11 protein-coding genes and 1 pseudogene are annotated in these 14,906 nt (G+C 60.2%); 10 read left to right on the forward strand and 2 right to left on the reverse strand.

All coding sequences use genetic code 11. The features are described from left to right. Nucleotides 1-152: 152 nt before the first annotated feature. Nucleotides 153-1,960: pseudogene (locus LJU32_09715) on the reverse strand (sodium:proton antiporter). 108 nt (nucleotides 1,961-2,068) lie between these two features. Here LJU32_09715 and xerD point away from each other — a divergent pair. From xerD to LJU32_09750, 7 genes are all read left to right on the forward strand, one after another. After that, nucleotides 2,069-2,965, forward strand: a complete 897-nt coding sequence (xerD, locus tag LJU32_09720) for a site-specific tyrosine recombinase XerD (GenBank protein WKV90414.1) — start codon at nucleotides 2,069-2,071, stop codon at nucleotides 2,963-2,965. Between the two features lie 364 nt (nucleotides 2,966-3,329). Continuing rightward, entirely contained in the window at nucleotides 3,330-4,061 is a 732-nt protein-coding gene (dsbC, locus tag LJU32_09725; protein WKV90415.1) for a bifunctional protein-disulfide isomerase/oxidoreductase DsbC, read from the forward strand. 131 nt (nucleotides 4,062-4,192) lie between these two features. Next, nucleotides 4,193-5,497: a homoserine dehydrogenase gene (locus LJU32_09730; GenBank protein ID WKV90416.1), complete on the forward strand. Its 1,305-nt coding sequence runs from the start codon at nucleotides 4,193-4,195 to the stop codon at nucleotides 5,495-5,497. Nucleotides 5,498-5,602: 105 nt separating this feature from the next. After that, nucleotides 5,603-7,012: a threonine synthase gene (thrC, locus tag LJU32_09735; GenBank protein WKV90417.1), complete on the forward strand. Its 1,410-nt coding sequence runs from the start codon at nucleotides 5,603-5,605 to the stop codon at nucleotides 7,010-7,012. Nucleotides 7,013-7,132: 120 nt separating this feature from the next. Further along, a complete protein-coding gene (locus LJU32_09740; protein WKV90418.1) occupies nucleotides 7,133-8,506 on the forward strand; it encodes a transporter substrate-binding domain-containing protein in 1,374 nt (457 codons plus the stop codon). Between the two features lie 117 nt (nucleotides 8,507-8,623). Continuing rightward, nucleotides 8,624-9,001, forward strand: coding sequence for a response regulator (locus LJU32_09745; GenBank protein ID WKV90419.1), 378 nt, complete (start codon nucleotides 8,624-8,626; stop codon nucleotides 8,999-9,001). 191 nt (nucleotides 9,002-9,192) lie between these two features. Next, the gene (locus LJU32_09750) at nucleotides 9,193-9,474 is read left to right on the forward strand and encodes a DUF3509 domain-containing protein (protein ID WKV90420.1); all 282 of its coding nucleotides are present in this window, start codon (nucleotides 9,193-9,195) and stop codon (nucleotides 9,472-9,474) included. Nucleotides 9,475-9,696: 222 nt separating this feature from the next. Here the strand turns inward: LJU32_09750 and LJU32_09755 are convergent, their stop codons facing one another. Then, a complete protein-coding gene (locus tag LJU32_09755) occupies nucleotides 9,697-10,896 on the reverse strand; it encodes a CoA transferase (protein ID WKV90421.1) in 1,200 nt (399 codons plus the stop codon). 146 nt (nucleotides 10,897-11,042) lie between these two features. On the opposite strand from LJU32_09755, the gene LJU32_09760 reads away from it, so the two are divergent. The 3 genes from LJU32_09760 to LJU32_09770 all read left to right on the forward strand — a co-directional run bounded on the left by LJU32_09760 (nucleotide 11,043) and on the right by LJU32_09770 (nucleotide 14,723). Then, a complete protein-coding gene (locus LJU32_09760; GenBank protein ID WKV90422.1) occupies nucleotides 11,043-11,585 on the forward strand; it encodes a YaeQ family protein in 543 nt (180 codons plus the stop codon). Nucleotides 11,586-11,640: 55 nt separating this feature from the next. Beyond that, on the forward strand, nucleotides 11,641-13,350 hold the full coding sequence (gene recJ / locus LJU32_09765; protein ID WKV90423.1) for a single-stranded-DNA-specific exonuclease RecJ: 1,710 nt from the start codon (nucleotides 11,641-11,643) through the stop codon (nucleotides 13,348-13,350). 266 nt (nucleotides 13,351-13,616) lie between these two features. Then, entirely contained in the window at nucleotides 13,617-14,723 is a 1,107-nt protein-coding gene (locus LJU32_09770; protein ID WKV90424.1) for an NADH:flavin oxidoreductase/NADH oxidase, read from the forward strand. The last annotated feature ends 183 nt before the right edge of the window (nucleotides 14,724-14,906 follow it).

Here is a 14,906-nt window from a genome sequence, read left to right on the forward strand (position 1 = left end):
AGAAAAAGCAGCCTACGGGCTGCTTTTTTGTTGCCCGGGATTTGTGCTGCAAGGATCTTCAGTCTGTCTGTGACCGAGTCGCGGCCTGCGCGAGCAGGCTCGCTCCCACAGGAGTCCGAATATGGGAGCGAGCCTGCTCGCGAATCGCTCTGTCAGGCGCTGGAACCTTCTGGTTGAATCAACGCCAGCAACGTCCATCCAGCCCCAGGCTTCAGCGCCGTTTCCGGCGTCACCACATGCACCCAGCCGCTGTCATCACGCATGAACAGCAAAGTTGCGCGATTGCCGTGCAGCGCCCGGTAATCATCCCAGCCAAACCCATCCGTCAAGGTTGTGCTGTACAGCTCGGCACCCTGGCCCATCTGGCCGGCCAGTTTCGAATAGGTCAGTGCCTCACTGCCCAACTGATTGCCCCGGTGTTCCAGGCTCGCCCGATGTTTATCGCTGCGGCGGCTTTCATGGCCGCTGGCCAGACCGAACAGGCGCTGATGACCGAAGTCATGACGAAAGCGCATCGCCGCCAATGTGTTCAGCTCGCCCGACGGTGACAGCGCCAGCAAATGCCCCAACCCCACCAGGTCCAGATGCGCGTCGGCATGCTGCGACGCCGGGTTGCCGAAATAGGTCGGCAAGCCTTCCATGCGTGCCGCGCGGATATTCTCCCAGCTCGAATCGGTCAGCAGTACGCGACTGCCCAGCTGCTGCAGCGACTTGCCCAATTCACGGGCCGGGCCATTGGCTCCAACGATCAGAAAACCGCTCGGCGCCGGTTCGGCGACCTTTAACAGCCGTGCCAGCGGTCGAGCCGTTGCGCTTTGCAAAACCACGGTGCCGATGATTACCGCAAAGGTCAGCGGCACCAGGAGCAGGGCGCCTTCATGTCCGGATACATCCAGGCGAATCGCGAAAATCGCCGAGACAGCCGCAGCGACGATCCCCGCGGCGCGATCCAGCACAGCAGCGCCCGTTCACGCCAGCTGAGACTGGAGCCGGCGGTGCTGAGCAAAACATTCAACGGACGGGCGATCAGCTGGATCACCAACAGCAGAATCAACACCAGCGGTCCCAGGCCAAGCAAAGCGTCCAGGTCCAGGCGCGCCGCGAGCAGGATGAACAGTCCGGAAATCAGCAACACGCTGAGGTTTTCCTTGAAGTGCAGGATGTGCCGCACGTCCACGCCTTTCATGTTGGCCAGCCACATGCCCATCAGGGTCACCGCCAGCAGTCCGGACTCATGCATCACCTGGTTGGCACCGATGAAGATCGCCAGCACGGCTGCCAGGGAGGCCAGGTTATGCAGGTATTCCGGCAGCCACTGACGCCGGATCACCGTCCCCAGCAGCCAACCCCCGACGACACCAAACACGGTGCCGCAGAGAATCACCCCGCCGAAGGTGAAGAGGCTTTGCTTGAGGCCATGGCCTTCAGCGCTGGCGATGATGAAGCTGTACACCACGACGGCGAGCAGAGCGCCGATCGGATCGATGACGATGCCTTCCCAGCGCAGGATGTTGGCAATCGAAGCTTTTGGCCGCACCACCCGCAGCATCGGCACGATTACGGTCGGACCGGTGACCAGCGTCAGGCTGCCAAACAGAATCGCCAGCATCCAGTCGAAGCCCAGCAGAAAGTGCGTGGCGACCGCGATGACGATCCAGGTCGAGATCGCACCGAGGGTCACCAGGCGATGGACGACGCTGCCGATCTCTTTCCATTCCGACAGGTGCAGGGTCAGGCTGCCTTCGAACAGAATCAGCGCCACTGCCAGCGACACCAGTGGCATCAGCAGCGGGCCGAACATTTCCTGCGGGTCGAGCCAACCCAGCAGCGGGCCGGCCAGAATGCCGGTCAGCAGCAGAAACAGAATGGCCGGCAGCTTCAGGCGCCATGCCAGCCACTGACAACCCAGCGCCGCCGCGCCGATCCCGCCAAATGCCAAGAGAATTTGCTGCTCGTTCATTGATGCTCCCTGTTCCTTGATCTGGCTGGCTATGAAAGACTAGCGGCCATTCCCGTCGTTCACTGTCTATTTGCGCGCAGTGTGAAAAACTGCCTGCCCCGAGCATCCATGCCTGCCATCGACCATCCGCTGATTGATCAATTCCTCGACGCTTTATGGCTGGAGAAAGGCCTGTCCGACAACACTCGCGACGCCTATCGCAGCGACCTCGCGCTGTTCAACGGCTGGTTGCAGGAGAAAAATCTCGAACTGATCAATGCCGGCCGCGAATTGATCCTCGATCATCTGGCGTGGCGGCTGGAGCAAAACTACAAGCCGCGCTCCACCGCGAGATTTCTCTCCGGGGTGCGTGGCTTTTATCGCTATCTGCTGCGGGAAAAACTGATCAGCGTCGACCCGACGTTGCGCGTCGACATGCCGCAACTGGGTCGGCCGTTGCCCAAGTCGCTGTCGGAAGCCGACGTCGAAGCACTGCTCAAGGCGCCGGACCTGAGCGATGCCATCGGCCAGCGCGACCGGGCGATGCTGGAAGTGCTGTATGCCTGTGGTCTGCGCGTGACCGAACTGATAAGCCTGACGCTGGAGCAGGTCAACTTGCGCCAGGGCGTATTGCGGGTGATGGGCAAGGGCAGCAAGGAGCGCCTGGTGCCGATGGGCGAGGAGGCGATTGTCTGGGTTGAGCGTTATATGCGTGATGGTCGCAATGAGTTGCTCGGTGGCCGTCCCAGCGATGTGCTGTTCCCCAGCCAGCGCGGCGAACAAATGACCCGCCAAACGTTCTGGCACCGCATCAAGCACCAGGCCAGGGTCGCCGGGATCAGCAAGTCGCTGTCGCCGCACACCTTGCGCCACGCGTTCGCTACGCACCTGCTCAACCACGGCGCGGACCTGCGCGTGGTGCAGATGTTGCTCGGGCACAGCGACCTGTCCACCACCCAAATCTATACCCACGTCGCCCGCGCGCGGTTGCAGGATCTGCACGCCAAACACCACCCACGCGGCTGACACATCCCATAATGTTGAAACACTGACCTGTGCCGAGGGATTTATCCCCGTTCGGCTGCGCAGCAGTCGCAAACCCGGCTGGCTCGATTTTGACTGGAAGATCGCGGTGGATGGTTTAGGGCTGCTTCGCAACCCAGCGGGGATAAATCCCTCGCCACAATAATGTGTGTCAGCCACATGTGGTTGTGGGTCAGTTGTACAAGCATGAAGATGTGTCAGTTGCACATGAGTGTGTGGCGACAGGCGCATTCGGCCCTCGTGACCTTATGTGTTAGGCTTTGCCGGTTTGCACGATGGACGGTTATGACCCGGTGTTTCGCACGGGCGTTCTGATCGTTCCATACGCCCGCCCTCAGGAGTACTCATGCGTCTGACCCAGATTTTCGCTGCCGCCGCCATTGCGTTGGTAAGCACCTTTGCCGTCGCCGATGACGCGGCCGACAAAGCCATTCGTCAAAGCCTGGAAAAACTCGAACTCGAGGTTCCGGTCGAGAGCATCAGCGCCAGTCCGTTGCCTGGCATGTACGAAGTCAAACTCAAAGGCAGCCGCGTGCTTTACGCCAGCGCCGATGGCCAATACATCGTCCAGGGCAACCTGTATCAGCTCGCGAACGGCAAACCGGTCAACCTCACCGAAAAGACCGAACGCCTGGGCATTTCCAAACTGATCAATGCCATTCCGGTGGCCGAAACCGTGGTCTACCCGGCCGTGGGCGAGACCAAATCGCACATCACCGTGTTCACCGACACCACCTGCCCGTACTGCCACAAACTGCATGCCGAAGTGCCCGAGCTGAACAAGCGCGGCATCGAAGTGCGCTACGTGGCGTTTCCGCGCCAGGGCCTGAATTCGCCGGGTGACGAGCAGCTGCAGGCAGTGTGGTGCTCCAAGGACAAGAAAGCCGCCATGGACAAAATGGTCGATGGCAAGGAAATCAAGGCCGCCAAGTGCGATAACCCGGTTTCCAGGCAATTCGCCCTCGGTCAGTCGATCGGCGTGAACGGTACACCGGCCATCGTTTTGGCTGACGGCCAGGTCATTCCGGGCTACCAGCCGGCGCCACAAGTCGCCAAACTGGCGCTGGGCGCGAAGTAATTCGCATCGTCTCGGGCAACCGATGACGATCGTGGTCCGGCAGCAACAGCGCCGGGCCATCAACAGAGAGCCGCGAGCACGCGGTTGTTTTCCGGCCGACCCTGTGTCGGCCGTTTCATGGGGAGTTCACAGTGAATCCGGTCAAAGTAGGCATCTGTGGGTTAGGGACCGTCGGTGGCGGTACCTTCAACGTACTTCAGCGCAACGCCGAGGAAATTGCTCGTCGTGCCGGGCGTGGAATCGAAGTGGCACAAATTGCCACGCGCACGCCAAAGCCTCAGTTCCAGACGACCGGTATTGCGATTACCAACGATGTCTTCGAAGTGGCCACGAACCCTGAGATCGACATCGTCATAGAGCTGATGGGCGGCTACACCGTTGCCCGCGAGCTGGTACTCAAGGCCATCGAGAATGGCAAGCATGTGGTCACCGCGAACAAGGCGCTGATAGCCGTTCACGGTAATGAGATTTTCGCCAAGGCACGCGAGAAAGGCGTGATCGTGGCGTTCGAAGCAGCGGTGGCCGGTGGCATTCCGGTGATCAAGGCGATCCGCGAAGGCCTGTCCGCCAACCGCATCAACTGGGTCGCGGGCATCATCAACGGCACCGGCAACTTCATCCTCACCGAAATGCGTGAGAAGGGCCGTACGTTCGAAGACGTGCTCGCCGAAGCGCAGGCGCTGGGTTATGCCGAAGCCGACCCGACTTTCGACGTCGAAGGCATCGATGCCGCGCACAAGTTGACCATTCTGGCGTCGATTGCCTTCGGTATTCCGCTGCAGTTCGACAAGGCTTACACCGAAGGCATCACCAAACTGACCACCGCCGACGTCAACTATGCCGAAGCGCTGGGCTATCGCATCAAACACCTCGGTGTGGCGCGCAGCACTGACGCTGGCATCGAGTTGCGCGTGCACCCGACACTGATTCCGGCTGATCGCCTGATCGCCAACGTCAACGGCGTGATGAACGCAGTGATGGTCAACGGTGACGCCGCCGGTTCGACGTTGTTCTACGGTGCCGGCGCTGGCATGGAGCCGACCGCTTCGTCGGTGATCGCCGACCTGGTCGACGTGGTTCGCGCCATGACATCCGACCCGGAAAACCGTGTGCCGCACCTGGCCTTCCAGCCGGACTCGTTGTCGGCGCATCCGATCCTGCCGATCGAAGCCTGCGAAAGCGCTTACTACCTGCGCATTCACGCCAAGGATCATCCGGGCGTACTGGCTCAAGTGGCGAGCATCCTGTCGGAGCGCGGCATCAATATCGAATCGATCATGCAGAAGGAAGTCGAAGAGCATGACGGCCTGGTGCCGATGATCCTGCTGACCCACCGCGTGGTCGAGCAGCGCATAAATGATGCGATCACCGCGCTGGAAGCACTGGCTGGCGTCGACGGCCCGGTTGTACGGATCCGTGTCGAACATTTGAACTAAAAGCAGCGGCAAGCTTCGAGCTGCAAGCGGCAAGAGAGAAGCAGTCTGGCTTTTACTTGCGACTTGCAGCTTGCAGCTTGCAGCTCAAACCGAAGGTTTGAAAAAATGCGATATATCAGTACTCGCGGCCAGGCCCCGGCCCTGAATTTCGAAGAGGTCCTGCTGGCCGGTCTGGCGACCGATGGCGGTCTGTACGTCCCGGAAAACCTGCCACGTTTCACTCAGGAAGAGATCGCTTCCTGGGCCGGCCTGCCGTATCACGAACTGGCGTTCCGGGTGATGCGCCCGTTCGTGACCGGCAGCATTCCGGATGCCGATTTCAAGAAGATCCTCGAAGAAACCTACGGCGTGTTCGCCCACAGCGCCGTGGCGCCATTGCGTCAGTTGAACGGTAATGAATGGGTGCTGGAACTGTTCCACGGCCCGACCCTGGCGTTCAAGGACTTCGCCCTGCAACTGCTCGGCCGTCTGCTCGACTACGTGCTGGAAAAGCGCGGCGAGCGCGTGGTGATTGTCGGTGCAACCTCCGGTGATACCGGTTCGGCGGCCATCGAAGGCTGCAAGCATTGCGAAAACGTCGACATCTTCATCCTTCACCCGCACCAGCGTGTGTCGGAAGTACAGCGTCGGCAAATGACGACGATCTTCGGCGAGAACATCCACAACATCGCCATCGAAGGCAACTTCGACGACTGCCAGGAAATGGTCAAGAACAGCTTTGCCGACCAGAGCTTCCTCAAAGGCACGCGTCTGGTGGCGGTGAACTCGATCAATTGGGCGCGGATCATGGCCCAGATCGTTTACTACTTCCATGCCGCGCTGCAGTTGGGCGGTCCGGCGCGCTCGGTGTCGTTCTCGGTGCCGACCGGCAACTTCGGCGACATCTTCGCCGGTTACCTGGCGCGCAACATGGGCCTGCCGATCAACCAGTTGATCGTGGCGACCAATCGCAACGACATCCTGCACCGCTTCATGAGCGGCAATCAGTACGTCAAGGAAACCCTGCACGCAACGCTGTCGCCGTCGATGGACATCATGGTCTCGTCGAACTTCGAGCGTCTGCTGTTCGACCTGCACGGTCGCAACGGTGCGGCGATTGCCGGTTTGATGGACTCGTTCAAAAAGGATGGCAGCTTCAGCGTGGAACAAGAGCGCTGGACCGAAGCGCGCAAGCTGTTCGACTCGCTGGCGGTGGACGATGCGCAGACCTGCGAAACCATCGCCGACGTCTACGAGCAGAGCGGTGAAGTCCTTGATCCGCACACTGCCATCGGCGTGAAGGCTGCGCGCGAGTGCCGTCGCAGTCTGGACATTCCGATGGTGATTCTGGGCACTGCCCATCCGGTCAAGTTTCCCGAGGCAGTGGAGAAAGCGGGTGTAGGAAAAGCGCTCGAACTACCTGCACATCTTTCTGATTTGTTTGAGCGAAACGAGCGCTGCACCGTGCTGCCAAACGACCTGAAAGCCGTGCAAGCCTTTGTCAGTCAGCACGGCAACCGCGGCAAGCCACTCTAAGCCAGTAAAAGCTGTCACATTTTGAAGCCCGTCTCCTGACGGGCTTTTTTGTTTCTGCTGCCACACTGCTCGGGTTTTCACCCACGAAGGACGGGTGAGTCGATCACGAAGGAAATGGCAATGCTGTTTTACAGAGGTTTGAAACCGGCACTGGGCTGGTTGTTTTTGTTGGCGGTGCTGGGATGGATGCACAGCGGCGTGGCGGCGCAGATGGCACTCGATCAGGCCAATGCGGCGGTCAACGTGGCGGCTGTCGAGCTGGATGCGCAAGAGCGGCAGTGGATCCGCGACAACCCCAGAGTGACGGTGGCATCGGTGCAATATCCGCTGTACCTGTTTCAGGACGAACACGGCCAATGGAGCGGCCTGAACAACGATGTGCTCAAACGCGTCAGTGCAATGACGGGCCTGCAATTCGAGCATCAGGAGTCGTTCTCCACCGATCATATGCTTGAACGTCTGCAAAGCGGGGTCGCGGACATCAGTACGACATTGGCCATGAGTGATGATCGCAAGACCTTTCTGGATTTCAGTCATGCTTTCGGAGGTGCCGGCTGGGTTTTTGTCGGACATGCCAACACCCCAAGGGTGGAGTCTTTCGAACAGCTGGCCAAGCGCGTTGTGGTTTTACCCGCCCGCCATGCTCTGGAGGACGTGATTCGGCGCGATTACCCGTCGATTCAAATTCGTTCGGTGAAGACCTACGCCGAAGCGCGAGCGTTGGTGGAAAGCGGTGAAGCCTATGCGACCATCGAAAACGAAATCGGCGCGCAGCTTTATCCGTTGGGCATGCTCAAGGTCGGCGGACTGGTAGAAGGCAAGTGGGAAGCCGATCATCTGGCTGTGCGAAAAGGCATGCCGCAGCTGCTGAGTATTCTCAACAAGGCGCTGGAAGCTTTCCCGGCTGCCGAGTTGCGGGCGATCCGTCTCAAATGGCTCGAAGGCATCTCGCCGCCACCGGTGCCGTCCCTCTGGGAGCGGCTGGTCGAGTGGGCATGCTGGGCGATGGGGGTGATCGGTGTGTTCGGAATACTGTCGTTGGTATGGAACAGACGCCTGGCGGCGGTGATCAAGTTGCGCTGTGAAGCGGAAAAGGAGCTGGGTGATCAACTGGCCTTTCAGCATGCTCTGATCGATTCCATGCCAGACCCTGTATTCGTACGCGATTTGCAGGGGCGTCTGATCATCTGCAACCGCAGTTACGAAGAAGCGCTGTCGGTGCGCCTGGATCAGATGCAGGGGCGTTTGCTGATCGAGGTTGACGCATTTCCCGAAGCCACCGCGCGGATGCTGCACGACGAATTCATCGCGCAGCTGCAGACCCGCAAATCGCGCTTCAGCAAGCGCCAGTTGCTATTCAATGGCGGGCCTCGAGAGGTCTATCAGTGGACCGTGCCTTTTTACAGCGGCGACGGCAAGTTGCGCGGCTTGTTGGGCGGCTGGACCGACATCACCCAGCGCCGGACCGAGAGCGGCTGCCGATGTCTGCAATAAAGAAGGGAAATGTCCTGCAAGACGCGACTACTTTTCTGATGGGAGGCTTAAGACGCCTGCCCTAGAGTGAACGACAACTGCGGTGAGAGTCCGCGATGATCGCTCCAGAGGTCGCCCATGCGCTCGCTTAAAGTTCTGATTCTTGAACCCAACCCGTTCCAACTGATGGCATTGCATCAAATGCTCAATGCCATCGGCATCTACGACGTCTTGACCGCGCCTTCGCTTTCGTCAGCCTTGTGTTCTCTGGGGCACCGCGGTGCGGTAGATATTGCCATTTGCGATCCGCAACTCAAGGGTGGCGATGGCCTGGCCCTGATTCACCATTTGGCCGCCCACCATGAGGCGCGCGCGCTGATTCTGCTGGGGTCTGTCGCGCAGAGCCTGTTGAGTGATCTGGAACCGGTGCTCCGCCAGCAACGTCTGCGTCTGCTGGGGCGTCTGCAGACGCCGGTCTCGGCAGTGTTGATGAGGGGCTGCTGGACAGCTATCTGATCACACCACAGGAACTCTTCGAGGTCTGAAACCGGCGGTTATTTTTCTGTCATCTTCGCCGTGCATGCTCTGTCAGACGCAGGCCCATGAGATTGGGGCGCGACAGGCAGAACTTTCTTCTCGGGCCGGTGGTCATTTAATGTGAACACGCCCCAGGCACTGTGTTTTCGGACTATTGAGTGGAGATCGAGATGGAAAGTATCAGTCTATTGCTCGGTGAGGCTCTGAGCCCGTATCAGGTGACGCTGACCCCTCGCGGCAGCCATGGTGAATGTCTGGTGACGCTTAAGAACAGCAGCGGCGCCATTGTGGTGGAACGCGAATTCAATCAGGCCCAGTTGAGCGACAAGCGCTTGCTGACCGACGTGGTGGACGGCCTGCACCGCGACGTGATGATCGCCGAAGGGCGGCTGGAACCCTGCGTCATTGCAGCGTTGCGCAATGCAGCTCTGGACAAGCGTCCGGCTCTGTAAAGATGAAATATTTTTTGTGGGAACCTTCCTGCATCCCTGTCAGTCAGACCCCATAGCAGCAGGATCAAGCATTGTGCTCCGGTGCTTGTCGCTTGCTGCTACGGGTCTCGAAGCAGACCCCGTTTAACCCCGAGTCGTCTCCCCACTTCTCGGGGTTTCTTTTGCCCAGCGTTTGCGCAGTGCGCGGCTTGTTGCTCGAAAAACCGAAGCGCCCGGCGGTGCTCAGATGGCCCCGTCTTCACGCAGCCGAGTGATTTGCGCCGCGTCGTAGCCCAGATCGCCAAGCACCTGAGCATTGTGTTCGCCCAACTGCGGCCCCACCCATTCGGACGACCCCGGCGTTTCCGACAACTTCGGCACGATGCCGGGCATTTTGAAATCCTTGCCGTCCGGCAGCTTGGCATGCAGGAACATTTCCCGCGCCAGGTATTGCGGATCGTTGAACATGTCCTCGGCGCTAAAGATCCGGCTGACCGGTACGTCGGCCTGGTTGAGCAAGTCGAGAACAGTCTGCAGCGGTAGGGAATTGACCCAGCGATCGATCACGCCATACAACTCGTCGCGGCGACCGTCGCGGCCGTCATTACTGGCCAGCACCGGGTCGTTGGCCAGATCTTCACGGCCAATCACGAGCATGAAGCGTTTGAAGATCGCATCGCCATTGGCACCGATCTGCACATGCTTGCCGTCGGCGCTGGTGTGGATCGAAGAGGGCGTGATGCCCGGCATGATGTTGCCGCTGCGCTCGCGGATGAAACCGAAGACGTCGAACTCCGGCACCATGCTTTCCATCATCGCGAAAATGGCTTCGTAGAGCGCAACGTCGACTACTTGGCCCAGTCCGCCGTTGACCTCGCGATGACGCAGCGCCATCAATGCACCGATCACGCCCCACAGCGCGGCAATCGAATCGCCGATGGAGATCCCGGTGCGCACCGGTGGCCGGTCTTCGAAGCCGGTGATGTAACGCAGACCGCCCATGGATTCGCCGACCGCGCCAAAACCTGGCTGGTCTTTCATCGGCCCGGTCTGACCGAAGCCGGACAGACGCACCATCACCAGTTTCGGATTCAGTGCGTGCAGGGTCTCCCAGCTCAGGCCGAGTTTTTCCAGTACGCCGGGTCGGAAGTTTTCGATAAGGATGTCGGCTTCACTGAGCAGCTTTTTCAGGATCGCCAAACCGTCAGGGTGTTTGAGATTGAGGGTCAGCGACTTCTTGTTGCGCGCCTGGACAAACCACCACAACGAGGTGCCTTCGTACAACTTGCGCCACTTGCGCAGGGGATCGCCGCCGTCCGGCGATTCGATCTTGATCACTTCGGCGCCGAATTCGCCGCAAATGCGCGAGGCAAACGGCCCGGCGATCAGCGTACCCAATTCAATGACTTTCAGACCCGAGAGCGGTTTGCTGGTGAACGGCATGCGAAATCCTGTAGGACAAGGCTGAACGGATACAGGGTTTTAACATAGCCGGCTGTCAGACGCCGCAGCTCGATCGCCATCAATTCGATGATTGCCTGTGGCATCGGTTAGACTTGCCGACTTTCCTCGTATCAAGAAGCCCGTTCATGGCCCAGCCGTCCACTACCTACAAATTCGAACTGAACCTCACCGACCTCGACCGCAGCGTCTACGAAAGCGTCAAGCAGACCATCGCCCGTCATCCTTCGGAAACCGAAGAGCGTATGACCGTGCGGCTGCTGGCCTACGCACTCTGGTACAACGAGCAGCTGTCGTTCGGCCGTGGTCTGTCAGACGTAGATGAACCGGCCTTGTGGGAAAAGAGCCTGGACGACCGTGTCCTGCACTGGATCGAAGTCGGCCAGCCGGATGCCGATCGCCTGACCTGGTGCTCGCGCCGCACCGAACGCACCAGTCTGCTGGCCTACGGCAGCCTGCGTGTCTGGGAAACCAAGGTGATCCCGGCGATCAAGAACCTGAAAAACGTCAACATCGCCGCCGTTCCGCCGGAAGTGCTGGAGACCTTGGCCAAGGACATGCCCCGCGTCATCAAGTGGGACGTGATGATCAGCGAAGGCACGATCTTCGTCACCGACGACCGCGGTCAGCACGAAGTCCAGTTGCAATGGCTGCAAGGTGAGCGCGGCTGAGGTCGCGACACCGCTGATATTTTCCCACGAATCAAAGAGAAGCCTCCTTCGCCCCATGCGTATCGAACCTCGTCAACTGCCTGCCACGCTGCCTTTCCTCGGTGATCTGCCGCCACTGCTGACTCGCCTGTACGCGGCGCGGGGCGTGCAGTCGGAGGCAGAGCTGGACAAGAGTCTGGCGCGCTTGATCCCGTTCCAGCAGCTCAAAGGCATTGATGAGGCGGTCGACCTGCTGGTGACGGCTCTGGAGCAGCGTCAGCGCATTCTCATTGTTGGCGACTTCGACGCGGACGGCGCCACCGCCAGCACTGTCGGTGTGCTCGGTCTGCGCCTGCTGGGCGCGGCGCATGTCGATTACCTGGTGCCGAACCGTTTCGAATACGGCTATGGCCTGACGCCGGAAATCGTCGAAGTCGCGCTGACCCGTGAACCGCAACTATTGATCACCGTCGATAACGGCATCTCCAGCGTCGAAGGCGTCGCGGCGGCCAAGCGCGCCGGACTGAAGGTATTGATCACCGACCATCACTTGCCCGGCGATGAACTGCCGCAGGCCGATGCGCTGGTCAATCCGAACCAGCCGGGCTGCGAGTTTCCGAGCAAAGCGCTGGCCGGCGTCGGAGTGATCTTTTACGTACTCATGGCGTTGCGCGCGCGTCTGCGCAGCCTCGGCTGGTACGAGAGCAAGCCACAACCGAACATCGGCGAACTGCTCGACCTGGTGGCGCTGGGCAGCGTCGCCGACGTGGTGCCGCTGGATGCCAACAACCGCATCCTTGTGCATCAAGGGCTGGAGCGGATTCGTGCCGGCCGGGCGCGTCCGGGAATCAAGGCGATCCTCGAAGTCGCCAAGCGTGACGCGGCGCGGGTCACTTCCACCGACCTGGGTTTCATCGTCGGCCCGCGCTTGAACGCCGCCGGACGTCTGGACGATATGAGCCTGGGCATCGAATGCCTGCTCACCGCCGACGCCAATCTGGCGCGGGAAATGGCTGCGCAACTGGACGGCATGAACCAGGATCGCAAATCCATCGAGCAGGGCATGCAGCGAGAAGCGCTGGCGCAGCTCAAGGATCTGCCGGTCGAGTCGATGCCGTTCGGTCTGTGCCTGTTCGATCCGGAGTGGCATCAGGGTGTGATCGGCATCCTCGCCTCGCGGATGAAAGAGCGCTATTTCCGCCCGACCATTGCTTTCGCCGATGCCGGTGATGGTCTGCTCAAGGGCTCCGGTCGCTCGGTGCAGGGTTTCCATATTCGCGATGCGCTGAGCGTGGTCGCGGCGCAGCATCCGAACCTGATCGCCAAGTACGGTGGCCACGCGATGGCCGCTGGTCTGACCTTGGCGCAGGAAAATTTTCCCTTGTTCGCCGAGGCATTTGACGCCGAAGTACGTAGGCAACTTCGCGAAGAAGACCTCACCGGGCGCATGTTGTCGGACGGCACGCTGGCCGTCGAAGAGTTCCACCTCGAACTGGCCCGCGCCTTGCGCCACGCCGGGCCATGGGGTCAGCACTTTCCTGAGCCGCTGTTTCATGGCGTGTTCCAGTTGGTCGAGCAGCGCGTGGTTGGCGAGCGGCATTTGAAAGTGGTGCTGAAAAGCGAATGCGGTTCGGTGAAGCTCGATGGCATCGCGTTTGGCATTGATCGCGATGTGTGGCCGAACCCGACGATTCAATGGGTTGAACTGGCTTACAAGCTCGACGTTAACGAGTTTCGCGGCAACGAGACGGTGCAGCTGATGATTGCTCATATCGAACCGCGTTAAGCCATTCGCGAGCAGGCTCGCTCCCACAGGTACGGTGCTGCCTTGTGGGAGCGAGCCTGCTCGCGAAAGCGTCCTTTCACACACTGAATTACTCTGAACCCTCCGTCATCTCCGGTTGTCGACTAGGCTCTAAGCACTGCTTGATTGGCCTTGTGACGTCTTGTCGAATTTTTGCCCGCGGGGGCGGGTGCTGCACCCTTTTTCTGTCACTCGTCGACTTTTCAAACAGAACCCTGGAGCCTGCCCACTGATTCGAGAGGTGCCCCATGAGTCTGCTGCTTGAACCCTTTACTCTTCGCCAACTGACCCTGCCCAACCGCATCGCCGTGTCGCCGATGTGCCAGTACTCCAGCGTCGACGGCCTGGCCAACGACTGGCATCTGGTGCACCTGGGCAGCCGCGCGGTGGGCGGTGCCGGTCTGGTTTTCACCGAAGCCACGGCAGTTACCGCCGACGGGCGCATCACCGCCGAAGACCTCGGTCTGTGGAACGACGAACAGATCGAACCGCTGCAACGCATCACTCGCTTCATCACCGCCCAGGGCGCGGTCGCCGGCATTCAGCTGGCCCACGCTGGGCGCAAGGCCAGCACCCACCGGCCGTGGATCGGCAAGCATGGCAGCGTCAAACCCGAAGACGGCGGCTGGACCCCGGTCGGGCCATCGCCGATTGCCTTCGATCCGCAACACACTCAACCGAAGCAGCTGGATGAAAGGCAGATCGCCGAAATTATTCAGGCCTTCGTCGACGCGGCCAAACGAGCGCTGACGGCTGGGTTCAGCGTGGTTGAAGTGCATGCCGCGCACGGTTATCTGCTGCATCAGTTTCTTTCGCCGCTGAGCAATCAACGCCGCGATCAATACGGTGGTTCGTTCGAAAACCGCATCCGCCTGGTGCTGCAAGTCACCGAAGCGGTGAGGGCGGTGTGGCCGGAGGAATTGCCGGTGTTTGTCCGCGTCTCGGCAACCGATTGGGTTGAAGACGGCTGGAATCCGGATGAGACCGTGGAGCTGGCGCGTCGCCTGCACACGCTGGGCGCCGATCTCATTGACGTGTCTTCAGGAGGGACAGCTGCAAACGCGGAAATTCCGGTTGGACCCGGATATCAGACGCGCTTTGCCGAGCGGGTACGCAAAGAGTCAGGCATCGCCACCGGCACTGTCGGCATGATTACCGAGCCTGCCCAGGCCGAGCACATCCTGCGCACCTGTCAGGCCGATATCATTTTCCTCGCCCGGGAACTGCTGCGTGACCCGTACTGGCCGTTGCATGCCGATGACGATCTGGGTGGACGCAAAGCGGTGTGGCCGGCGCAGTATCAGCGGGCGACCCATCGGGATCAGCCGATTCATGAATCGGATTTGCGTGATTGAGTCAGTCGAGATAAAGCAAAAAGCCCCGGTCAGTGATGGCCGGGGCTTTTTTCGTCTGGTTGTCTTTGTTGCCGTGCTGGCGCCATCGTTGGCAAGCCAGCTCCCACAGGTTTGGTGGCGTACGCGAAATTTATGCTCGACACCATTCATTGTGGGAGCTGGCTTGCCAGCGATGAGGTCCGC

The organism is Pseudomonas sp. B21_DOA (genome assembly GCA_030544685.1).
Taxonomy (GTDB): domain Bacteria; phylum Pseudomonadota; class Gammaproteobacteria; order Pseudomonadales; family Pseudomonadaceae; genus Aquipseudomonas; species Aquipseudomonas fluorescens_AO.

What these genes read in the sequence shown, in the direction of transcription:
- xerD (WKV90414.1), top strand. Translation starts at nt 2,069, where the DNA reads ATGCCTGCCATCGACCATCCGCTGATTGATCAATTCCTCGACGCTTTA.
- LJU32_09745 (WKV90419.1), top strand. Translation starts at nt 8,624, where the DNA reads ATGCGCTCGCTTAAAGTTCTGATTCTTGAACCCAACCCGTTCCAACTG.
- LJU32_09750 (WKV90420.1), top strand. Translation starts at nt 9,193, where the DNA reads ATGGAAAGTATCAGTCTATTGCTCGGTGAGGCTCTGAGCCCGTATCAG.
- LJU32_09770 (WKV90424.1), top strand. Translation starts at nt 13,617, where the DNA reads ATGAGTCTGCTGCTTGAACCCTTTACTCTTCGCCAACTGACCCTGCCC.
- dsbC (WKV90415.1), top strand. Translation starts at nt 3,330, where the DNA reads ATGCGTCTGACCCAGATTTTCGCTGCCGCCGCCATTGCGTTGGTAAGC.
- LJU32_09755 (WKV90421.1), bottom strand. Translation starts at nt 10,896, where the DNA reads ATGCCGTTCACCAGCAAACCGCTCTCGGGTCTGAAAGTCATTGAATTG.
- LJU32_09760 (WKV90422.1), top strand. Translation starts at nt 11,043, where the DNA reads ATGGCCCAGCCGTCCACTACCTACAAATTCGAACTGAACCTCACCGAC.
- thrC (WKV90417.1), top strand. Translation starts at nt 5,603, where the DNA reads ATGCGATATATCAGTACTCGCGGCCAGGCCCCGGCCCTGAATTTCGAA.
- LJU32_09740 (WKV90418.1), top strand. Translation starts at nt 7,133, where the DNA reads ATGCTGTTTTACAGAGGTTTGAAACCGGCACTGGGCTGGTTGTTTTTG.
- recJ (WKV90423.1), top strand. Translation starts at nt 11,641, where the DNA reads ATGCGTATCGAACCTCGTCAACTGCCTGCCACGCTGCCTTTCCTCGGT.